The sequence below is a fragment of the Pseudomonas sp. P9_35 genome (assembly GCF_034008205.1).
Lineage (GTDB): Bacteria > Pseudomonadota > Gammaproteobacteria > Pseudomonadales > Pseudomonadaceae > Aquipseudomonas > Aquipseudomonas kilonensis.
The window spans coordinates 5,798,590-5,819,825 of record NZ_CP125373.1; the positions used below are offsets into that span (position 1 = coordinate 5,798,590).

The 21,236-nt window shown below is 57.8% G+C and carries 18 protein-coding genes; 7 read left to right on the forward strand and 11 right to left on the reverse strand.

Features of this window, described 5'->3' with window-relative positions; all coding sequences use genetic code 11:
* Window position 1: 1 nt before the first annotated feature.
* The 7 genes from QMK47_RS25810 to QMK47_RS25840 all read left to right on the forward strand — a co-directional run bounded on the left by QMK47_RS25810 (window position 2) and on the right by QMK47_RS25840 (window position 7,828).
* A complete protein-coding gene (locus tag QMK47_RS25810) occupies window positions 2-814 on the forward strand; it encodes a zinc-dependent peptidase (RefSeq protein ID WP_077505390.1) in 813 nt (270 codons plus the stop codon).
* A 111-nt stretch (window positions 815-925) separates the two neighbouring features.
* A complete protein-coding gene (gene ppa, locus QMK47_RS25815; RefSeq protein WP_320389505.1) occupies window positions 926-1,453 on the forward strand; it encodes an inorganic diphosphatase in 528 nt (175 codons plus the stop codon).
* Between the two features lie 195 nt (window positions 1,454-1,648).
* The gene (locus tag QMK47_RS25820; RefSeq protein ID WP_253469702.1) at window positions 1,649-2,380 is read left to right on the forward strand and encodes a helix-turn-helix transcriptional regulator; all 732 of its coding nucleotides are present in this window, start codon (window positions 1,649-1,651) and stop codon (window positions 2,378-2,380) included.
* Between the two features lie 853 nt (window positions 2,381-3,233).
* Entirely contained in the window at window positions 3,234-4,829 is a 1,596-nt protein-coding gene (locus tag QMK47_RS25825) for an Eco57I restriction-modification methylase domain-containing protein (RefSeq protein WP_320389506.1), read from the forward strand.
* Window positions 4,826-5,743, forward strand: coding sequence for a XamI family restriction endonuclease (locus QMK47_RS25830; RefSeq protein ID WP_072411981.1), 918 nt, complete (start codon window positions 4,826-4,828; stop codon window positions 5,741-5,743). The genes QMK47_RS25825 and QMK47_RS25830 overlap by 4 nt, the downstream gene beginning before the upstream one ends.
* A 528-nt stretch (window positions 5,744-6,271) precedes the next feature.
* Complete coding sequence (locus QMK47_RS25835) at window positions 6,272-7,183, forward strand: restriction endonuclease (RefSeq protein ID WP_320389507.1); 912 nt, start codon at window positions 6,272-6,274, stop codon at window positions 7,181-7,183.
* A gap of 90 nt (window positions 7,184-7,273) precedes the next feature.
* Window positions 7,274-7,828 carry a hypothetical protein gene (locus QMK47_RS25840; RefSeq protein WP_320389508.1) on the forward strand — a complete coding sequence of 185 codons (555 nt, stop codon included), beginning with the start codon at window positions 7,274-7,276 and terminating at the stop codon, window positions 7,826-7,828.
* Between the two features lie 57 nt (window positions 7,829-7,885).
* Here QMK47_RS25840 and QMK47_RS25845 read toward each other — a convergent pair whose 3' ends face one another.
* The 11 genes from QMK47_RS25845 to QMK47_RS25895 all read right to left on the reverse strand — a co-directional run bounded on the left by QMK47_RS25845 (window position 7,886) and on the right by QMK47_RS25895 (window position 21,185).
* On the reverse strand, window positions 7,886-8,245 hold the full coding sequence (locus QMK47_RS25845) for a DUF6124 family protein (protein ID WP_253469724.1): 360 nt from the start codon (window positions 8,243-8,245) through the stop codon (window positions 7,886-7,888).
* Between the two features lie 592 nt (window positions 8,246-8,837).
* Window positions 8,838-10,112 carry a glycoside hydrolase family 68 protein gene (locus QMK47_RS25850; protein ID WP_253469727.1) on the reverse strand — a complete coding sequence of 425 codons (1,275 nt, stop codon included), beginning with the start codon at window positions 10,110-10,112 and terminating at the stop codon, window positions 8,838-8,840.
* A gap of 691 nt (window positions 10,113-10,803) precedes the next feature.
* Complete coding sequence (locus tag QMK47_RS25855) at window positions 10,804-12,216, reverse strand: aldehyde dehydrogenase family protein (RefSeq protein WP_320389509.1); 1,413 nt, start codon at window positions 12,214-12,216, stop codon at window positions 10,804-10,806.
* Window positions 12,213-13,271, reverse strand: a complete 1,059-nt coding sequence (locus QMK47_RS25860) for a homoserine dehydrogenase (protein WP_253469733.1) — start codon at window positions 13,269-13,271, stop codon at window positions 12,213-12,215. The genes QMK47_RS25855 and QMK47_RS25860 overlap by 4 nt, the downstream gene beginning before the upstream one ends.
* 836 nt (window positions 13,272-14,107) lie before the next feature.
* On the reverse strand, window positions 14,108-14,545 hold the full coding sequence (locus QMK47_RS25865) for an Lrp/AsnC family transcriptional regulator (RefSeq protein WP_003205952.1): 438 nt from the start codon (window positions 14,543-14,545) through the stop codon (window positions 14,108-14,110).
* 11 nt (window positions 14,546-14,556) lie between these two features.
* Window positions 14,557-15,921, reverse strand: coding sequence for a threonine synthase (gene thrC, locus QMK47_RS25870; RefSeq protein WP_320389510.1), 1,365 nt, complete (start codon window positions 15,919-15,921; stop codon window positions 14,557-14,559).
* Window positions 15,922-15,941: 20 nt separating this feature from the next.
* Window positions 15,942-16,826, reverse strand: coding sequence for a LysR substrate-binding domain-containing protein (locus QMK47_RS25875; RefSeq protein ID WP_258689474.1), 885 nt, complete (start codon window positions 16,824-16,826; stop codon window positions 15,942-15,944).
* 58 nt (window positions 16,827-16,884) lie between these two features.
* Window positions 16,885-18,315 carry an amino acid permease gene (locus tag QMK47_RS25880; RefSeq protein WP_253469742.1) on the reverse strand — a complete coding sequence of 477 codons (1,431 nt, stop codon included), beginning with the start codon at window positions 18,313-18,315 and terminating at the stop codon, window positions 16,885-16,887.
* Between the two features lie 134 nt (window positions 18,316-18,449).
* A complete protein-coding gene (locus QMK47_RS25885) occupies window positions 18,450-19,703 on the reverse strand; it encodes a cystathionine gamma-synthase family protein (protein ID WP_320389511.1) in 1,254 nt (417 codons plus the stop codon).
* 710 nt (window positions 19,704-20,413) lie between these two features.
* The gene (locus tag QMK47_RS25890) at window positions 20,414-20,722 is read right to left on the reverse strand and encodes a hypothetical protein (protein WP_258689476.1); all 309 of its coding nucleotides are present in this window, start codon (window positions 20,720-20,722) and stop codon (window positions 20,414-20,416) included.
* A gap of 82 nt (window positions 20,723-20,804) precedes the next feature.
* Window positions 20,805-21,185: a hypothetical protein gene (locus QMK47_RS25895; RefSeq protein WP_156395727.1), complete on the reverse strand. Its 381-nt coding sequence runs from the start codon at window positions 21,183-21,185 to the stop codon at window positions 20,805-20,807.
* Between the last annotated feature and the right edge of the window lie 51 nt (window positions 21,186-21,236).

Sequence of the window (21,236 nt, forward strand, 5' to 3'; positions counted from 1 at the left end):
TATGTGGTCCCTGAGCAACTGGCGCCGTCGACGCACCCTCGCCAAACACCCCGTGGCCGAGGACACCTGGCAGCGGGTGCGCCAGCAATTGAGCTTCCTCGACGGCATCAGCGCCGCCGAGGACCAATGGCTGCGGGAAGCCTGCGTCCTGTTCCTGCACGACAAACACCTCAGCGCCCTGCCCGGCGTCGAACTGCACCAGGAACAACGCCTGCTGCTCGCCGCCCAAGCCCAATTGCCACTGATGCACCTGGGCGAACTGAACTGGTACCAGGGCTTCCACGAAATCGTCCTCTACCCCGACGACTTCCTCAGCCCCCAGCGCTACCGCGACGCCAGCGGCATCGAGCACGAATGGGACGGCGAACACAGCGGCGAAGCCTGGCCCCAAGGCCCGATCATCCTGGCCTGGGACGGCGTGATGGCCAGCGGCGGCTGGGACGGCTACAACCTGGTGATCCACGAACTGGCGCACAAACTCGACATGCTCAACGGCGACGCCAACGGCCTGCCACCGCTGCACGCCGACATGCGCGTCAGCGACTGGGCCGAAGCCATGCAACAAGCCTTCGACGACCTCGACCGCCAACTCGACCACAACCCCGACGCAGAAACCGTCATCGACCCCTACGCCGCCGAGAACCCGGCGGAGTTCTTCGCCGTCACCAGCGAATACTTCTTCAGCGCCCCAGACCTGCTGCACCAGGCCTATCCCAAGGTCTACGAACAGCTCAAGGCGTTCTACCGCCAGGACCCATTGGCCCGGCTGCGGCAACTTCAGGCCGAAGATCCGGTCTATCAGGCGTCATACTAAGGTCTCTACGACCCTGGTAACGTGGCAACAGCGGCTGAATATGCCTATAATCGCCGCCACTTTTTGGTCAATCCGACCAGTCATTTGGTCAACTAACGGGGGCACCGCCCAATGAGCTACAGCAAGATTCCGGCTGGCAAAGACCTGCCGAACGACATCTACGTCGCGATCGAAATCCCGGCCAACCACGCCCCGATCAAATACGAAATCGACAAAGACAGCGATTGCCTGTTCGTTGACCGTTTCATGGCCACCCCCATGTTCTACCCGGCCAACTACGGTTACATCCCCAACACCCTGGCCGACGACGGCGACCCCCTCGACGTGCTGGTCGTGACCCCTTACCCAGTGGCCCCAGGCTCGGTCATCCGCGCCCGTCCAGTTGGCATCCTGAACATGACCGACGACGGCGGCGGCGATGCCAAAGTCATCGCAGTGCCACACGACAAACTGTCGCAACTGTACGTCGACGTGAAGGAATACACCGACCTGCCACCGCTGCTGATCCAGCAGATCGAGCACTTCTTCGCGAACTACAAAGATCTCGAAAAAGGCAAGTGGGTCAAGATCGAAGGCTGGGCCGGTGCAGACGCCGCCCGCGAAGCGATCATCAAGTCGGTTGCCGCCTACAAAGGCTGATACAAACTTGATAAAGAACCCCGGTTTGCCCCGGGGTTTTTTTATGCCTTAATGCTTCCTAATACGAAACTGTATTAACACCGTTTAAGCACGTTTAGCCCGCACCTTTCAGATCCCGCAAATGGAAAGATTGTCTTATATATTTGAACGACTTGTTTATTGCCGAAAACACAGTCGCCCCTAAACTTTCCGTTTATGAAAATACTTTCCAGTGGCGACCGCTTCCGAGCCCTTCTAAAAGAAGCGAATATCCGTTCCGCCGACTTCGCGAAGTTATACGGCGTGAAATCCCAACACGTGAACAACTGGTTCAACCGTGGCATCCCACCCGGGCGCATCCACAGCATCGCCAGCCTGCTGACCGTCAGCCCGCAATGGCTCGCCCACGGCGAAGGCCCACAAACCCCATTAGGCCTGGGCCCCGGCACCACCTATGAGGCGGCCGAAAACGATGGCGTCTACAGCGTGGTGGAACCCACGGACATCGAACTGCCCTTCTACAAGGAAGTCCCCATCGCCCCCGGCGAAACCAAAACCCACATCACCGAAATCCCCGACCAATCCATCCGCCTGCCCCGCAGCCACCTCGAATCCCTGGAAATAAACCCCAGCGACGCCATCTGCATCACCATGGTCGGCGACAGCATGGCCGAACGCATCGCCGACGGCTCCACCCTCGCCATCGACCGCGGCCTGACCCAAATCGTCGACGGCCAAATTTATGCCCTAGAACACGACGGCATGCTCCGCATCAAATACCTGCACAGAATCCCCGGCAACCGACTGCGCCTGCGCAGCCACAACAGCGCTGCGTATCCCGACGAGGTCTTCAGCGCCGAACAAATCGACGCGCAACACATCCACGTGATCGGCTGGGTGTTCTGGTGGTCCACCCTCAACAAACAGAGACCGCCCGTATTCGACTAACCCACCCAAGACCAGAAACCGTGGCAGGAACTGCAGTAGGCGCTGTGGCAGGAGCTTTTGTGGCGAGGGGATTTATCCCCGCTGGGCTGCGCAGCAGCCCCCTGCTCTTTATCTGAATCACCCCTAACCCAATGATTCCACACCACTTACCACTGGGCTTCCAAAGAAAACCCGCGTATCCTCCGCCCCACATTTGCGAGCCCACGCCTCGCACCGACAAGGCAGATCACTTTCTGACCAAGTCCCACAGCCGGCCGCAAGAGCCGGATGTACGTTTTGAAGGCTGGTAAGGTTTGTCAAAAACGAGCTGAATCAGTCAACGAGAAGCCGGCCATAAGCCGGCTTTTTAATGTCTGGTGGAAAGTTTTTACACCTATCGAAGGCACCCGCAGCACTTTTTTCCTCTATGGATCCACGGAAAGAAAGGGGCTAAAAGCCTATATCAGAGCCTTTTCTGAACAGTTCCCCCAGCTGGTTGGGAGAGCCAAGTGCACGTTTTTGCCAATCAATGCATGCATTTCATAATGCGTGAACTCGGCCGACACCATAGCAAGCTAAAAAAAAGAGTCATTGCGGGTAAAAATCTCAGAAGTGACAGGCAACGACAGGCTAGCTCTGAATCCACAATTGGATACACATCTGTACATCCACATGCTACCCTTCGCTGCATGGCTATCAAAGACTCCGGAATGCGAATTAGGGTTGAGAGAGATTTGCGCGAAGCTTTCGTGCAGGCCTGCCGCGCCCAAGATCGTGTAGCAGCAGACGTGTTGCGGGATTTTATGCGCGCGTTTGCAGAGAAACAGCACAGCGGTCAAGGCTATCTCTTCTCAGACCCAAAACGAAAGTGAAAATGACAATGCAGACAGAACGAGACGTGATCTCCATGTGCCTCGCCCTACTGCAAACTGGGCAAGACAGCCTTTCCAAGGCGGAACAAAAACTCGCAAAAACAGCAGAAGCGTCTGAGCTCCGTGTATCCAAGATTGAGCTCAACGCCGTCCGCAAAGCCATTTTGCGCGGTGCCGATCCTCTTGGAGAGGCCTTCTCCGCCATTCGGTCGCCCTTCGAGCGTCGTGCTACTGGCGCGGTATACACTCCCCACCCAATTGTACGCTCGATGATGACTTGGCTCTCACGCCACGGAGATCCGGCTCGTATTGTCGACCCAGGAGCGGGATCTGGACGATTCATTCTGGCGGCTGGCGCCGCGTTCCCAGCCGCACAACTGATAGCCGTTGAGATGGACCCTTTGGCTGCACTCATGCTGCGAGCAAATCTTAGCGTGCGCGGCTGGGATGACCGTTCTACCGTACTAGTCAAAGATTATAGGGAGGTCAAACTACCTCGATGCAAGGGTATGACTGCTTTTATTGGCAACCCCCCTTACGTCCGACATCACGACATTAGTACTGACTGGAAAGAATGGTACGCCTCCCGCTTCGCCGGATTAGGTATTAAAGCAAGTGCCTTGGCCGGACTGCATGTACATTTCTTCTTGCAGACACGCCTCTTGGCAAAGAAAGGAGACATAGGAGCTTTCATCACCTCAGCGGAATGGATGGATGTCAATTACGGTTCTGCGCTACGCAAGTTACTATTGGAAGAGCTTGGAGGCATTGCTCTACATGTACTTGAACCAACTATTGAGGCTTTCCCAGGGACCGCGACCACTGCTGCTATAACCTGTTTTCAGGTTGGCGAAACCAGCAAACCCATACGAGTTCACTCTGTAGCAGAACTGGCCCGTCTCAAAGGTTTAACCAAAGGGACAGATGTTCCCCGAGAACAACTGCAGGCTGCAGCTCGCTGGTCAATCATTGTTCGCCCATCGGCGACGACAAAAGCTGGTGAAATTGAACTCGGCGAGTTGTTCCGTGTGCATAGAGGACAGGTAACAGGGGCAAATAGTATTTGGATTGCTGGTGATCATGCGAGGGACTTGCCAGAGCGCGTGATGCTACCTGCTGTTACTAAAGCCCGGGATTTGATCGAAGCAGGAGCAAACTTGAGCTCCTCTGACGTTTTGCGTCGAGTAATCGATTTACCGCCAGATCTTGATGACTTTAGCCATGAAGAACGTAGACGTATCAACGACTTTTTGTTGTGGGCAAAAAATCAAGGCGCAGATCAGAGCTATATAGCTCAACACCGTAGAGCATGGTGGTCAGTGGGCCTCAAGGCTCCAGCGCCCATTCTTTGTACCTACATGGCGAGGCGGCCACCTCAGTTCACACTAAACACCTGTGCCGCAAGACACATCAACATAGCCCATGGTCTTTACCCTCGTGAAACCCTAGCCCCACATGCTCTACCTAGGCTGGTTAAGTGGCTTAACGAGAACATCAACACAGGAAGTGGCAGAACATATGCCGGTGGCTTGACTAAGTTCGAGCCGAAGGAAATCGAACGTCTGCGTGTTCCCAGCCTGGAATTTTTAACGGCATGACTAGCTCACCCGCTCGATGGACAACCGAGGAACTAGCCGAGGAAGCCACTGTATCTGCATCATTGTTTAGGACAGAACGATTATCTGTTTCGGGTGCCTGGGAGTCACATTATCAAAATGCCCGCAATAAATTCGAGTTGCTATTTCAAAAACTAAACAACCTGAATCCCGACGAAATCACGGACGCAAACCTAGCCGACGCCTACGGTTCTGGTCTGGGTGAGGCTCTGCGCTATCTGGCTGGACCGCCAATTTCGGACGATGATCTTCAGGTAATCGCCGACGTGGACTCGATTGCTCCTGGAGTTCTGAAAAAAAAGCCCGAAGACGTCAGAAAGCTTTTTGAGGTAATCGAGCGAGTAATTGACGTCCATCGCTTCCCATGGCTTGACGCGGGGAGCACTCCCACGGACCAAGAGCGTGAGGCCGCTCTACTTGCATCCTCCGTGCTTCTTGCAGCCCAGCGAATTGCCACCGAAAGAAGAATTGTCGGAAAAGACGGGCAGGAAACTCGAGTAAAGGACTACCTACGAAGCCAGGGCTTTACTGAAGTTACTGCTGCGACGATAACAACGATTGTAAAAGGCCCGCAACCAATGCAGTTTTGCGCGGAGTGCCTGCTAGGTGAGCGTAAAGCCGATGTCGTGGTGCGCCTACATGACTCTCGCCTAATGGCTATCGAGTGCAAGGTGTCGAATAGCGCGACCAACAGTGTCAAGCGACTTAATAATGACGCAGCGGTAAAGGCTGAGTATTGGCTCAAGATGTTTGGTACCTTACAAGTCGTACCGGCAGCTATGCTTTCAGGTGTATTCAAGGTTATGAACCTAGAGCAAGCTCAGCAACGTGGCCTCGCCCTTTTTTGGGCGCATGACCTGGATAAGCTGGGCGCATTCATAGGATCCACCAAGTAGAGAAGTCTTTCCCTGAGAACATCGGACAGAGGACGCTTACCTTTATTCACACGCGGGTGCACAGGTTTCAAACCTTCAATAAAACAGCACCCGCGCTCGTCCTCGCAGCGCCAAACACCTTGAAAAACGGTGCAGCCGTACAGAAGTTTCCACGCAACATACCCGCCATACCTATGCTTACTCTGGCAACTAAGCGAAAATTTAGCGTTTTTTATGCCCGGTAGTTTTTCAGTAAGTCAGCCAACGCAGTTGCCCTGTTCAAACAGCGCAGACTAATTACTCAGGATGCAGGGTAAAGCGCATTGCTTTCTCAAAGCAGTCAGTTCCTTTCGCCTCACACTCCACCAAGGCCATCCAGGCCAAAGTTATCCATAGAAAACTGGCGCACGCCTTCAACGATGATCCCGCCAATGTGCCGCAGATACACATAAAGGGACAAACGTGGTCGCAAGGCACCAGCTTGAACGCACGACAACCACGATCCGCACCTGCTTTAATACGCCCCGGCAACTGAACAGGAAGTTATTCATGCCCATCCCTGATTTCCAGAGCGTCATGCGACCGATACTGGCCACCGTCGCCGACAATACTCCGCTAGCCCTAAGCGAACTTCGCGAGCGCATCGCCAACGAGTTTCAGCTCAGCGAGGAGGAGCGCAGTGAACGCCTGCCTTCCGGCAAGCAAACGGTCATTAACAATCGAGTCGGTTGGGCGCGCACCTATCTGAATAAGGCGGGGCTGCTGAGCATTCCGGCAAAGGGACTGGTGCAAATCACCGAACGCGGTCGAGAGGCGCTGAACAGCGGGCCGGCACGTATTACTGTTAGGTGGCTCAAGCAATACCCTGAATTCGCCGCGTTCCATACGACCAGTCCCGCCGATGACCCAGCGTTAGCCTTGCAGAGCGAACCGGTCGAACAAGCTACTCCCGACGAGCAACTGGCCGCAGCGCACCAGGCGCTGACGCAATCATTGGCGGATGAACTGCTAGCCCTGGTGCGTGCAGCTTCACCAACTTTTTTCGAGCAACTGGTAGTCGATCTGATGATCGCCATGGGCTACGGTGGCTCACGCAAGGAAGCAGGTCGAGCGACGCAACAAACCAACGACGACGGCATCGACGGCATTATCAAGGAAGACAAACTCGGCCTGGACGTCATCTACCTGCAAGCCAAGCGTTGGACTAATACCGTACACCGCCCGGAAATCGATAAGTTCATCGGCGCCCTCACCCGCCAACGCGCACGCAAGGGTGTGTTCATTACTACTTCGGACTTCTCCAACGGAGCCCGTGAGGCCGCCATGAGCCTGGATATCAAAGTGGTCTTGATCGATGGGTTGGAGCTGGCGCGGCTGATGGTCGAAAACAATCTCGGTTGCAACGTCAAACAGGTTTACGAAGTGAAGCATTTGGATAGTGATTACTTCGTAGAGTACTGAGCGGTCTCTCATCTCCCAACAATAGATATCCGCTATTCCTTGATAAATCGGGTGTACTTATCGCGTGCGCCCCTCCGAAAGAGACGGCATATGCTCGATCAAGACCTGTTGAACGACTTCTCCACTTTATTTGCCTACAGCTGGTATCGAGACTTCCCTATGGACGGTTATAGCCGTGACATCGGCTCGCTCTCAGATTGGAACGTCCATACCGGATACACCGTGCGACGCGTCGCCGACCTAATGGGCTATTTCGCACACTTCGAGTCTGGCAATCGTACTGACGCGGTGATACGCGACACCCAACGAATCCCCATTGTTTTCGCCGAATGGGAATGGTTAAGTCCCTATGAGAACAATATCAACGAACCAGAAAAGCTCTCCGATGCGGCCTTCAAGGAGCGACCAAGGTTCTGCTTCCTGTTCAGCTATGCGCCGGCAGGAACAATCGAAAGGCAGTTGGGATATATCGCCAGCAAATGGCTCGCTGACGTACCACTGTTGGTATCACTTGTGGAGTTCGAAGGCAGCACTACGCGGGTCTTCAAGGGCATGTCCCTGCATCGTTTGCACGGCGGAGTCTGGCAGTTACTGCGTGAGCAACAGGCATTAGCGTGGAATGTACAAGGTACTCGTTGGGCATAAAAAAGGCCTTGCCATGCAAGACCTTTTTTTCATACCTGGGGTAAGCGCGGCCCCTTGCTACCTCACCTCAACAATATCCAAAGCCCGATTCGCCAGCAGCTCACTCACCTCAATCACCTGCAAAATCCCCAACGCAAAATGCCGTCGTGAGCCCTCAAGACCAAACGCCAAATCACTGATCATGGCATTGGCCGAAGCCAGGTTTTCACTGAGATTGGCAAGCAGACACTCTGAATCAACATCCGGTGCGATACGGAAGATGGTGTTGGGTTTGTCAGACGTTTCGTCCTTCGGCGTAGGCTTCAGGTAGTAATCCAACGCCCGGTTGGCAGCGTCATCAAGCTTATTGTTGCGAGCGGACTGAGCGCGAGATACATGCTCATCTGCAGACGGAGGGTTCGGTGTAATTTTGACCATAGCCTTAACTCTCTTTGGTGAGGCCACAACCCTCTCGCTGCTAAACGAGTGGGAGGCAGCTGTACGCGGGTTAGCAGACCGACGAGTTAAGAAATCGGCGCGCCCGGGGGCGCCCCACGCACAGCCACCATCAAGTGCAGGGATGGGAATACCTGACTGATGAAGCTTGATGCGACTCAACTCGACGGGCTGCTAAACCCGATCACTGATGGGCAGTGACAGGATCAAAGCTACCGACGCGGCCAAGGGCGCACAAGCCGGCGGATTCTGGCGTAGTTGTAGGCAATGGCGCAAGGCGATGTCGGTCGTGGCTGGTCTCGTGGAGTCACGATAAACAGCGGGCCGGAATGTGGCTGATGCACCGCTATCGCGAGCAAGCTCGCTCCCACAGGGGAGCTTGTGTACATATGTCGAAGGGGAATGCATTCGCGACCGGCTGCATCCTTGCAGCCAGTCGCGAAGAGGGTTACGACGCGTTGTTCAATGGGGCTTGCGAGCAATGTCGCAATGAATCAGGCGGGATATCTCGATCATATCCACAACGGTTTTGTCATCGACCGCAAAACCGCTGCCTGAAACCCCGGTGTTGCTGTTACTTGAGTGTGACGTCGAGCATCGGCGGGATGTAACCGTAGTCGTACTCGCCCACCACGAATGTCTGCAGCCCTTTTATTTTCATGCCCACCGTGGGCGCCTCGGTGCCACCGACACGAATCTGCGTGCCGGTTTCGTCGGTCGGTACGCTGTCGATGAAGGAGGTCACCAGGCCGTTTGGCATTACATAGTGCGAGTAGGTCTGGAATGGCTGGGAGGACGGGTTGCCCAGCACCAGGCCGGAACCGTTCAGCGGCACGTAAGGGCCGAACAGCGAGTCCGCGACGAAACCGTACACCCCGTCCGGCCCGGTTACACCGTCGGCGTAGGTGAAGGTATGGCTAATCGTGAACAGGTAGTACTTGCCATCCTGGAACACGAAGTGCGGGCGCTCGGTCTGGTCGTTTACCCCGACGGCGGTCAGCAGTGGCGGCAACATTTCCCAGTCGTCACCGTCCGCGTCGCGGGCTACGGCGATGCCGACACAGGCGGTCTGGAAGCGCGAGTTGCCGACATCTTCATAACCCGGCGGCACGTCGCCGATTTCTGCCTCGCCTACTTTGTGCGAGCCGCGCTCACCGGCCACGTTGCCCTCGAACAGCATGTACAGCTTGCCGTCTTTCGGGTCGCGGAAAGGCCATGGGTCGCGGAAACCCCAGAACGCGTTTTGTGCTTCGGTCTGATACATCTTGCCGTCAGCCTCGAACAGCGGCTTGACCTTCTCGAAGCCGACCATGCTGACACCGTGTTCAGTGGTCACTACCCGACCGCGCACCTTGACGATGGTCGCGCCTGGGGTGACGGCGGTGTAATACAGGTCCACTTCACCTCGGTCGTTCAACAGGATCGGCGTACCGGCCCATTCACGAGCGGTCGGCGAAACGCCTTCGGCCATCACACGACCACCGAATTCCCAGTTCTTGCCGGTACGAGAAAACCAGTAGTACATCTTTGCCCGACCGTGGCGATCGTTCCAATCGCGGAGGATGTCGTAGTTGCCGTCCTCGTCGAGGTACTGCGGGTCGTTTGGATGACGATCGGCCGTCAGGGTGAAGATCACCGACCAGCCATCGACGGACGTCACGTTACCGTCCAAGTCGCGCAGGGGCATGGTGTCCCAGATGAACACGTCGTTGTTCAGTGTCGGGAAATCCGCGCTGACCAGCGGTTGAGTGGTGGTGGGATCGTCTGCCCGGACTTTCAACGCGTCGGCGCGGGTCCAGAGGCTGGGTTGATGGGGGGTTACACCGAATTTTTCAGTGGTGGTTTTCATAAGGTAATACCTCGTCCATGAATGGATTCAAATAAATAGCGATTTAGAAATACTGTATGTGCATACAGTTAAGCCACCTTATAGGGGGTTATGCATGTGGGTCAAGCATAAAAATGCATTTGTGCATAATTTGAGTTTTTGTTGGGGCTGATACGTTTCAGCCGTGAACGTTTGAAGAAGTTAGATCATGGGGAGATTGACGACGTTGGCTGCACGGTCGGTGCTTTGAACGCAGCTCGGTGGAAGGCGTGCGTAACTGGGCAATGGGTGGAAGCAGTGCATAGGGGGATTGGTTAACTGAGGCTGCGGGTTTTGCGCAAAGGCCAATGCAAGGTGGGGAGCCGAACAAAAAGCTTTGATTTGTCGCCGTCGGCGATATGAAAGGAATCGGGTCGTCTTGAGCTATTCGTGAGGTGGAGAGTCAGCGGTAGTGATGTTGACTGGTGTGCCGCCATCGCGGGCAAGCCTTGCTCCCACAGGGGTTTGACTTGGTTGCGGGGTTGGGTTTACTGGCCTTTTCGTGAACAAGCCCGCTTCCACAGAGGGCTGCCACAACGTGTCGCTGTTTTTTGATTTCTGCGACACGTTCTCTTCTCATGTCGCTGCCGGCGACATGAGAAGAGAACGTGTCGTCAAAATGGCGTTTTAGCAACATGAAAGGTAAAGCGACTCCTTCGGACTGACTCGCCCCTCACCCCAACGTATTCAAACAAACCACCTTCGGCTGGGTCATTTCCTCGTACGCGAAGCGCACCCCTTCCCTGCCCAAACTGCCGTACTTGGAACCGCCGAACGGCATCGCATCAAACCGGAAATCCGACGAATCATTGATCATCACACCCCCCGCTTCGATCCGCCGTGCAGCGCTCATCGCGGTGTTGAGATCGTTGGTGAAGATCCCGGCGTGAAGCGCGTACTCAGGTTCGTTCGCCAACGCGATGGCTTCATCGAACGTGTCGAACGGCTGCAACACCACCACCGGGGCGAAGGCTTCATTGCGCCAGAGTCGGCTGGAATGATCGACGTTTTCCAGGACGGTGGCGGCGTAGCAGGTGCCTTGGCGGCGGTGGCCGCAGAGTAAGGTGGCGCCTTGTTGCAGGGCTTCGTTGACGACCTGTTCGGCGTTTTGCGCGGCTTGTTGGGTGATCATCGGGCCGATGTCGGTGTTGGCGAGCAGTGGGTTGCCGACGACGAGGGCTTGGGCCTGGTTGACGAAGCGTTCGCGGAAGGCGGCGTAAATCGGTGCGTGGATGAGCAGGCGTTGGGTGCCGATGCAGTTTTGCCCGGCGGCCCAGAAGGCGCCTGAGATGCAGCTGTCGACGGCGGCGTCGAGGTTGCAGTCGCCCATGACGATGACGGGGGCGTTGCCGCCGAGGTCCATGGCGAGTTTTTTCAGGCCGGCGGTGCGGGCGATTTGTTCGCCGGTGACGAAGCCGCCGGTGAAGGAGATCATCCGCACGTCGCGGGCGGCGACCAGGGCTTTGCCCAGTTCGGCGCCGCCGGTGGCGACGGTGACCACGGTTTCAGGCAGGCCCGCCGCGACCAGGTACGAGACCAGTTTGAGCGCCGACAACGGCGCCAGCTCGGACGGTTTGAGGATCACCGCGTTGCCGCCGGCGATGGCCGGGCCGAGTTTGTGGGCGACCAGGTTCAGCGGGTCGTTGTAGGGGGTGATGGCGACGATCAGCCCCAAAGGTTCGCGGGTGAACCAGCCCTGGCGCGATTCGGCGCCTTCGTAGGCATCGAACGGCACGATTTCGCCGGCGTTGCGTTTGGCTTCTTCGGCGGAGAGTTTGAGGGTGTTGACGCAGCGTTTGACTTCTTTTTCGGCCTGTTTGAGGGTCTTGCCGGCTTCGTCGACGATCAGTCGGGCGAAGGCTTTGGCGTCGCGTTCGATGTTCAGTGCGGCTTGTTCGAGGATGCTGGCGCGGCGATGACGTGGGAGTGCGGCGCAGGCTTTTGCGCCGTTGCGTCCGGTCTCGAGCAGGTGTGGGACTTCTGAGGCGCACACGTCGGCGACGATGCTGACGATGCTGCCGTCAAACGGGTTGAGGACTTCGATGTGCGGTTCGACGACCGCCAGGGCCAGGCGCGATACGTTCACAGGGTGTGCTCCTGTTTGCGGGTTGCCGATTGGTGGATGTGGATGATGTCCGACAGCAGTGCGAAGGCGGTTTCGGTGCGGCCTGCGCCCGGGCCGGAGACGGTGACGGCGCCGAGCAGTTCGCTGGTGAACGACACGGCGTTGGTGGCGCCGCTGATGCTCGCCAGTGGGTGGTCGTTGCTCAGCAGGCGCGGCTCGACGCTGGCGCTGATGGAGCCGTCGGCCTGGCGTGTGGCAGCGCCGATGAGTTTCCAGCGGGCGCCGTCGTGGCGGGCTTTTTCGATGTCGGCGAGGCTGAGGGCGGAGATGCCGCGGCAGGTGACGTCGTTGACGGTGAGTTTGGCGTCCAGCAGTTCGTTGGCGAGGATCACCACTTTGAGGCGCACGTCGTGGCCTTCGACGTCTGCCGTTGGGTCGGCTTCGGCGTAGCCCAGGGCTTGGGCCTGGCTGACGGCTTCGGCGAACCCGAGGCCGCCTTCCATGCAGGTGAGGACGAAGTTGGAGGTGCCGTTGAGGATGCCTTCGAAGCCTGTGATCGAGCTGCCGGCCAGGGATTGTTTGGCGAGGCGAATGACCGGGGTGCCGCTCATGACCGAACCTTCGTATTCGAAGGCGACGTTGTTGCGTTGGGCCAGGGCTTTGAGCTCGGCGCCGTGCAGGGCGATGGGGCCTTTGTTGGTGGTGACCACGTGTTTGCCGCGCTCCAAGGCCCAGCGGCAGAACGAGGTGGCGGGCTCGCCGTCCACCGGGTTGGTGAAGGTGGCTTCGGCGATGATGTCGGCGCCGCAGTCTTTGATCACCGCTTCATTGAGGGCATCGAGGGTGCCGCCGGGGAGCTGGGCCATGGCGCCCTTGGTGGTGGGCAGTTTGGCCAATGAGGCGGCGTCGAGGCCGTGACGGTCCATCACCGAACCGAGGAACAGATCGGTCACGCCGACGATTTTCAGGGTGAAGCCGAGTTCGGTTTTCCACTGCTGGTTGCGCTCGGCAATCAGTTGAGCCAATGCCCGGTTCACACCGCCGAAGCCGACCAGCGCCAGTTTGTATTCAGTCATTTTTGTTATGTCCTTGATCCGGGTGATGAGGTTGTTGGGATCTAGGTTAGGGGGGCGGGGTTGGCAGTGAAATATGCCAATTTGCTCTATTTCTTGGGCGTTTTGACCAGGGGGTGGGCAAAGCGTCAGGCATGAAAAAAAACAACAGGAATCGTTTGGCCAGACACAACCCTTTGTGGGAGCGAGCTTGCTCGCGATGGGGCCAGCTCAGGCAACATTGATGTCGACTGGTGTACCGCTATCGCGAGCAAGCTCGCTCCCACAGGTTTTTTTCAGTGTTTGGGCTATTGGTGTCAGGGCATGCACCTCCGCCGGTTCTTGTGGCGAGGGAGCAAGCTCCCGCTGGGCTGCGCAGCAGGCCCCAAACCATGCGGCGCGGTGGGTCAGGTTGATTGAGGGTGACCAGGTTGGGGCTGCTTCGCAGCCCAGCGGGAGCAAGCTCCCTCGCCACAGGTTTGTGGTGGCTGGGGTGTCTGCGGACATCAGTAGCAGCGGTGAGCGTGCTTGACCCATTGGCCGGGCACATTCTCCTGTGGGAGCGAGCTTGCTCGCGATGGGGCCTGGTCAGGCAACATTGATGTCGACTGGTCTACCGCTATCGCGAGCAAGCTCGCTCCCACAGGTATTTTCAGTGTTTGGGCTATTGGTGTCAGGGCATGCACCTCCCGCCGGTTTTTGTGGCGAGGGAGCTTGCTCCCGCTGGGCTGCGCAGCGGCCCCAAATCATGCGGCGCGGTGGGTCAGGTTGATTGAGGGTGACCAGGTTGGGGCTGCTTCGCAGCCCAGCGGGAGCAAGCTCCCCCGCCACAGGGTTCACTGTTGTGACGGATAGCGCGCCTAGACCACCGACGACAACACAAACGACGTCACGGTGTTCTCCACCCCCGGCAACGCCGAGATCTCTTTCCACACCTTGTGCACCCGCTCCGGGTTCGCCGCGCCGACTCGCAGCATCAAATCAAATTCGCCGCTCATCACATCGCACTGCAGCACTTCGGGCATGGCCTGCAACGCCTGCAACACCTCGGCGCCGCGCATGCGGTCGTAGCGGTAGACGAAGATCACCGCGTTGATGTTCGACGACGCGTGAGCGCCCTCCCCGGTGCGCACCGTGTAGCCCTGGATCGCGCCGTCGCGTTCGAGGCGTTCGATGCGTTGGCGCACGGCGTTGCGCGAGAGGTTGACCTTGGCCGCCAGTTCGGCGTGGGCGGCGCGGGCGTTGAGGCGCAGTTCGGCGATGATGCGTTCGTCGAGGGGGTCGAGAATTCGCTTCATGGGGCCTCCGGTTATAGGGCGCCGAGCAGTTGATGGAGGGCACCGAGGTCGTCCGGCTGGATGCGATGAATCTGCGCCGGGCCGTGTTCGGAAATAGGACGTTGTTGCGCCGCCACGGGGATCCCCAACTCACCGAGCAACACCGCCGATTTAATAGGTGAGATCTCGCCCAAGGTCACCATCGGCGCCACCAGGCTTCGCCGGTACAAACGCGCCGCGAGCACGCCGGTGGCGGTGTGTGGGTCGATGACGTAACCAGTGTCGCGATGCAGTGAAGTGATCTCCTCCAGCGTCTGCTCATCGCTGACCGCGTACGAGTCGATGATCATCCGCGCCTGCAACCAGAACTCGTTGGCGATGGTCATTTCACCCTGGGTTTCGAAGGTGTGCATCAACGCGCTCACGGCCTGGTCGTCGTGCCCATAGAGTTCCCAGAGAAACCGTTCCAGGTTGGAAAAAATCGACAAATCCATGGCCGGCGACAGGGTCTTGCTGGCGCGCAATCGCGAGTAGTGGTTCTTCAAAAAGAACTGATGCAGCGCGTCATTCTGGTTGGTGGCGACGATCATCTGCGTGATCGGTAAGCCCATCTTCTGCGCGATGTAGCCGGCATAGACTTCGGCAAAACTCGCCGCTGGCACGCTGAAGCCAATGGGCCGCTGACCGCCGCCCAGTTGCAGCACGGCGTGGAAATAAAACACCAACTGCGCCATGACGCTGACCCAGTTGCTGGAATTGAAACTGATCGCCTCATGCTGCCGGAACAGCTGGGTGACCAAGGTCTGGCATTCATCGAAACTGCCATCGACGGCCACTTGATGAACCCGCGGATGCGCCGTCGCTTGCAGGTCTTGAAGCTGGTCTTGCGGTACGCCGGCCTCGGGATAAATCACCACCACGTCGGTCTCGTCGCAGTGCTTGAAGGCCTCGATGGCGGCCAGGCCGGTGTCGCCGTTGGTGACGCCAATCACCACGGCGCGACGCCCGCGTTTACGCAGGAAGTACTGCACCAGCCGCGCCTGCAACTGCGCGGCAAAATCCTTCGAGGAGCGGGTCGGCCCATGGAACAATTCCAGGACCCATTCGTTGCGATCCACCTGATGCAACGGCGCCAACGAGCGATGGCTGAACTGGCTGCCGGCCTCCTTGAGCACCCGCTTGAAATCGGCCTCGGGGATCGCCTCGCCCACGAACGGACGCATCACTCGATAGGCCAGTTCGTCGTAGGACAAGGTCGACCAATTGGCGATGTCCTGGGGTTCGAAGTGCGGCAATGTGACGGGGACAAACAGGCCGCCATCCTCGGCGATGGCCGACAGCACGACTTTTTCGAAATCGACCTGCACGGCGGAATTTCGGGTACTCACATAGCGCATGGTCAACTCCGTAAAACAGTTCATTTAAAGCGATGCGCCTGCTCCACCAGCCAGGTGGAAAACCGCGCCGCGTCCGGGTGTTGCTCGGCCCCGGAACTGCGCACCAGGTAAAACGATTCGCTGGCTTCGATGCGCTGGGCGAAGGGCTCGACCAGGCGTCCGTCGTCGAGCATGTCACTCACCATCGATGACCGCGCCAGGGCGATGCCCTGCCCCAGTTCAGCCATGCGCAAGGTGCAGACCAGCGTGTCGAATTGCATGCCGGTCGAGGAATCCACCGAGTCGACACCGACCATTTTCAGCCAGTAGCCCCAGCCCTCTTCGTAGCCCAGCACATGCAGCAATGGATGCTTGGCCACGTCCGCCGGCACTTTCAGCGTCGCCATCAAGGCAGGTGAACACACCGGAAACAAGGTGTCCCAGGTCAGCCGCTGGGACACCAGGCCGGGCCATTGGCCGTGGCCCCAGCGGATTTCCATGTCGTCTTCGCCATCCAGCTCCTTGACCCAGATGTTGCTGATGTAGCGGATGTCGACGTGCGGATGCGCCTGGCGAAAATCCACCAGTTTCGGCGCCAGCCAGTGCACGAAAAACGCCAGGCTGCCGCGCACCTTGATTGGCCGGCGTTTGTGCTGGCCAAAGATTTCGTTAGTGCCCACCGCCAGTCGCGTGATTGCATCCTGCACCACCGGCAGGTACGCCTGGCCTTCTTCGGTCAGGCCCAGGCCACGGGGCAAGCGCTTGAACAGCGCCACCCCCAGGTGACTTTCCAATTGGCGGATCTGTTGGCTGACCGCGCCCTGGGTCAAGAATAATTCGTCGGCGGCGTGGGTGAAGTTCAGGCAGCGGGCCGACACTTCGAACGCCCGCAGCCAGTTCAACGGGGGCAACGTTTTTTGCTTCATGGTCTTACCTCGTTAACCCCCACGCACCGGGCACGTTTGCCCGCCCCATCGACGCGGTTTAGAACGCGTCGGACGGTTGTGCCACGAGGGCAACCGACAAGCGTCGCTCGCGGCTTTTGCGGGTAATGTAATACACGAAGTAACACCAGGCGATGAACGGCAAGCCGAAGTACAGCGCCACCCGCTGTTCAGGGTCGAAGGCGATCCCGACACACGCCAGGCTGCAGCACACCAGCGCCCCCAGCGGCACCCACGGATAACCGCGAACGCGGAACTTGAGGTCACGAATGTCGCCGCCGTTGGCCACATAGTGACGACGGAAAGCGATCTGGCTCGCGGCGATGCTCATCCACACCACCACCACGGCCAGGCCGGAAATCGACACCAGCGCCAGGTAGATGGTGTCGGCGGCAAATACGCTGCTGAGCAACGACGCCGCACCGCCGGCCATGCTGACGATGATCGCGTTGAGCGGCGTGCCCATGCGGGTCAGGGCCGAGAACTGCTTGGGCAGGTGACCTTGGTCGCTGAGGGTCCAGAGCATCCGCGAGGCGGCGTACAACCCGGAGTTGGCCGCCGACAACAGGGCGGTGATGATCACGAAGTTCATGATGTCGGCGGAGTACGGAATGCCGATGTAGGTGAACACGGTGACGAAGGGGCTTTCGACCAGACCGGCTTGCTCGCGGGGTAACAAGGTCGCCAGGACAAAAATGGTCCCGACGAAAAACACCGCCAGGCGCAGCACGGTGGTGCGGATGGCGCGTGGCACATTGCGTTGCGGGTCTTTGGTTTCGCCAGCAGCGATGCCGATCAGTTCAGTGCCGGAGAACGCGAAGGAGACCGCCAGCAGCGTCATCACGATGGGCATGAAGCCGGTAGGAAACAGTCCTTCGCGGGTGAAGTTGCTCAAGCCGATGCTGTGGGCCTGGTCGATGTTCAGCAGGCCGAGAATCGCGCCACCGCCGATCAGCAGGAACACCACCACGGTCAGCACTTTGATCAACGACAACCAGAACTCGGTCTCGGCGAACAAACGCACCGAAATCACGTTGGTGAGGAACACCACGCCGGCAAACAGCGCGCTCCAGATCCACACCGGCGTGTCGGGAAACCAGCGCGACATGAGGATGCCGGCAGCGGTGAATTCGGAACCGATCGCCACCGTCCACGTCAGCCAATACAACCAGGCCACGGTGTAGCCGGTGCCCGGGCCTAGAAACCGCGTGGCGTAGGTGCTGAACGAACCGGTTTCCGGCATCTGCACCGCCAGTTCCCCCAGGCACATCATCACCATGTAGACCATGAGCGCGCCGATGATGTAGGCGATCACCGCCCCCATCGGGCCGGCCTGGTTAACGGTGTAGCCGGAGGTCAGGAACAGGCCGGTGCCGATCACGCCGCCCAAGGCCAGCATGACGATATGGCGCGTCTGCATTTCCTGCTTGAAGCCGGCCCGCGTACTCGTTTGTTGTTCTGTTATGGACATGGTTGTTCTCATGAAATGTCAGGGCGCGCATCTACGTCTACGCGAGTCAGACAAGCGCCGCTGAGCTTTTATTATTATTCCTATTCATGAACGCCCCATTCACAGCCTTGTTATGGGGTACCAACTTTCAAACTTCAGTTTGCGGTCTCGATGTGGACTTCATTGAGTTGCGGATCGAGGGTCTTTTTGACGAAGGCGAAGGCCTGTTTCAGATCGTCCAGTAGATCGTCCGTGTCTTCGATGCCGACCGAAACCCGCACCAGGCCTTCGGAGATGCCCAGGGCCAGGCGTTCTTCCAAGGTGTTCTCGACATGGCTGGTGGTGCGGGCCGGGCCGTAGATGGTTTCCACCGCGCCCAGGTTGCCCGCGCAATGGGCGAAGCGCAGGCGCGGCAACAGCAGCTTGACCGTGTCCATGCCACCGACCAGGACAAAACTGACGATGGCGCCGAAGCCGGACATCTGCGCGCAGGCCACGGCGTGGTTCGGGTGGCTCGGCAAGCCCGGGTAATTGACCGCCTCTACCAGCGGTTCGGTGCAGAGGAATTCGGCCAGGGCCCGGGCGCTGTGTTGTTGCTGGCGCATACGCAGCGCCAGGGTCTTCATGCCCCGAATGATCAGGTAGGCCGAGAACGGGTCGAGGCTCGCGCCGTTGATTTCCCGGTAATGCCGCACCTGGGCCATCAAGGCTTCGCTGCCGCACACCAGGCCACCGAGCACGTCGCCATGGCCGCTGAGGAACTTGGTCGCGCTATGAATTACCACGTCCACCCCCAAGGCCAGCGGGCTCTGGTTCAGCGGTGTGGCGAAAGTATTGTCCGCCACGACCACGGCGCCGACACGCTTGGCCGCCGCCACCAGGCGCGGGATGTCGAGGATTTTCAGGGTGGGGTTGGTGGGGGTTTCCAGGTACAGCACCTGGCAACCCTTGGCGATTTCACGCTCGAGGTCGTCGTGGTCGAAGGTCTCGCACAAGGTCACCGCCACACCGGTGCGCGGCAGGAACTCTTCGAAAATCTTGTTGGTGCCGCCGTAACTGTCCTTGGTCGACACCACGCGATCGCCATGGGCCAGGAAGGTGTAGAGCACGCTGCTGATCGCCGCCATGCCACTGCTGAAAGCCACGGCGGACTCGGCCATTTCCAGCTCGCGAATCTTGGCTTCGAGGGTCTCGACGGTCGGGTTGCTCATGCGGCTGTAGATAAAACCGGGGGCCTTGCCCAAGGCGACGTCGTACCAGACGTCGATGTCGTCGTAACCATACGCGGCGCTGGCCACGATAGGGGTTTGCGTGGCGTTGTAGGGGTGCCTGACTTGCTCCCCACCCCAAACCGCCCGGGTTCCTGCTCCCGCGTTATCAAGCCCTGTGCTGTCAGGTTTATTGTTCATTGAGGCTACTCACACTGAGGGGGTGGACGTTGAGCCATCCACCGAATCTGAGGGCCAATATAGGGAAAAGCCGCGCGCCCGAGAAACGATGTTATCGGTGCCAAAGGGGTGGTTTTTTTAATGGCTGAAGGCGAAGCCGCGACCTGTAAGTCACTGATAAACCTGTGGGAGCGAGCTTGCTCGCGATGGCGGTGGGTCAGCTGCCATTGAGGGTGACTGACACTTCGCTATCGCGAGCGAGCTCGCTCCCACACTGGAAATTGTGGTGACGTCGGGAATGCGTGAGCGCCAGCCCTACAGGCGACCGTTGACTTAAAGGCTGTGTGAATCATCGTGGCGAGGGAGCTTGCTCCCGCTCGGCTGCGCCGTAGGAGCTGCCGAGCAAAGCGAGGCTGCGATCTTTCCAAAGCCAGTTGAGTATCAAGCGAAAGATCAAGATCAAAAGATCGCAGCCTTCGGCAGCTCCTACCACAGCCCAGCGGGAGCAAGCTCCCTCGCCACAGGTTATCGATCGTTCCCACGCTCCTGCGTGGGAATGTCGCCAGGGACGCTCTGCGTTCCGCTTCTGGATGTGACGCAAAGCGTCACGGGATGCATTCCCACGCGGGAGCGTGGGAACGATCAATAACACTGGGGGCGGCGTTGATTTTTTGCTGTGTGGGCCGCCCTCGTTGATTTATTTTCGACACTTAACTCAACCAATACTTACCTCACGCAACCTTGACTTGTTTTAACGTATCTATCAAAGCACCTTCTAGTTCAGCCCAACTCTTAGCCTCTGTAGAACATACAGGAGAGCCCCAGTTGCAGCCCGACACAAGAAGAACCCTGAAGCATCCACTCTCACAGAACTCAGGATACCAACCAATATCTATTATTTGCTCAAACGAAAAAGAAGCCTGGAACAGATCTTCCTTTAAATCGTCTATACCAAGCAGAACATCCCTTGACTGATCCAATCTTGAAAGATCATCAAAAACCACAGCCCCGCCAAGCTTAGTTACTTCATGCAAACCCACACACTCCCCCTTCATTTTATAAGCTTCCCTGAATGCATCTTCGATGTACGCAGAGCGTCACTGGTTGCATCATTCTTCCAGCTCACAAATTAGCTGGGCAAAGGGTTAATTTTTCGAAACTTAGACTTATAAAAAACGGAGGTCGCATAAGACAGCCCTCCAACTCAATCATTGTTTTCGTTCCATTGATATCAATTATCGCAACCCCATCCTCAGCCATGGAGACTAGAGACGCGCTTAGAAAAATGACCCTATCCTTTATGCTCAATGAAAAACGACCACCGGAAACATCGACATTATTTCCCCACGCAAACTCTTCATCTATCTCAAATTCCACATCATGTTGTTCACCGACTTTCGGAATATCGGCCGACCAAGTCGCGACCGCGCTTCCAAAATCTGTCGAAAAAGCTACTGAGATATTGCCACTGACGCTCCTAACTTCATCTATTTTTATTTTCATTTTTTGCCATTCGCCAAAGGAACGCGCACAACTGTATTGTCAACACCCATC

Excerpts from the sequence above, each read along its gene's own strand:
- QMK47_RS25810 (WP_077505390.1), top strand. The coding sequence starts at position 2 with ATGTGGTCCCTGAGCAACTGGCGCCGTCGACGCACCCTCGCCAAACAC.
- ppa (WP_320389505.1), top strand. The coding sequence starts at position 926 with ATGAGCTACAGCAAGATTCCGGCTGGCAAAGACCTGCCGAACGACATC.
- QMK47_RS25820 (WP_253469702.1), top strand. The coding sequence starts at position 1,649 with ATGAAAATACTTTCCAGTGGCGACCGCTTCCGAGCCCTTCTAAAAGAA.
- QMK47_RS25825 (WP_320389506.1), top strand. The coding sequence starts at position 3,234 with ATGACAATGCAGACAGAACGAGACGTGATCTCCATGTGCCTCGCCCTA.
- QMK47_RS25830 (WP_072411981.1), top strand. The coding sequence starts at position 4,826 with ATGACTAGCTCACCCGCTCGATGGACAACCGAGGAACTAGCCGAGGAA.
- QMK47_RS25835 (WP_320389507.1), top strand. The coding sequence starts at position 6,272 with ATGCCCATCCCTGATTTCCAGAGCGTCATGCGACCGATACTGGCCACC.
- QMK47_RS25840 (WP_320389508.1), top strand. The coding sequence starts at position 7,274 with ATGCTCGATCAAGACCTGTTGAACGACTTCTCCACTTTATTTGCCTAC.
- QMK47_RS25845 (WP_253469724.1), bottom strand. The coding sequence starts at position 8,245 with ATGGTCAAAATTACACCGAACCCTCCGTCTGCAGATGAGCATGTATCT.
- QMK47_RS25850 (WP_253469727.1), bottom strand. The coding sequence starts at position 10,112 with ATGAAAACCACCACTGAAAAATTCGGTGTAACCCCCCATCAACCCAGC.
- QMK47_RS25860 (WP_253469733.1), bottom strand. The coding sequence starts at position 13,271 with ATGACTGAATACAAACTGGCGCTGGTCGGCTTCGGCGGTGTGAACCGG.
- QMK47_RS25865 (WP_003205952.1), bottom strand. The coding sequence starts at position 14,545 with ATGAAGCGAATTCTCGACCCCCTCGACGAACGCATCATCGCCGAACTG.
- thrC (WP_320389510.1), bottom strand. The coding sequence starts at position 15,921 with ATGCGCTATGTGAGTACCCGAAATTCCGCCGTGCAGGTCGATTTCGAA.
- QMK47_RS25875 (WP_258689474.1), bottom strand. The coding sequence starts at position 16,826 with ATGAAGCAAAAAACGTTGCCCCCGTTGAACTGGCTGCGGGCGTTCGAA.
- QMK47_RS25880 (WP_253469742.1), bottom strand. The coding sequence starts at position 18,315 with ATGTCCATAACAGAACAACAAACGAGTACGCGGGCCGGCTTCAAGCAG.
- QMK47_RS25885 (WP_320389511.1), bottom strand. The coding sequence starts at position 19,703 with ATGAACAATAAACCTGACAGCACAGGGCTTGATAACGCGGGAGCAGGA.
- QMK47_RS25895 (WP_156395727.1), bottom strand. The coding sequence starts at position 21,185 with ATGAAAATAAAAATAGATGAAGTTAGGAGCGTCAGTGGCAATATCTCA.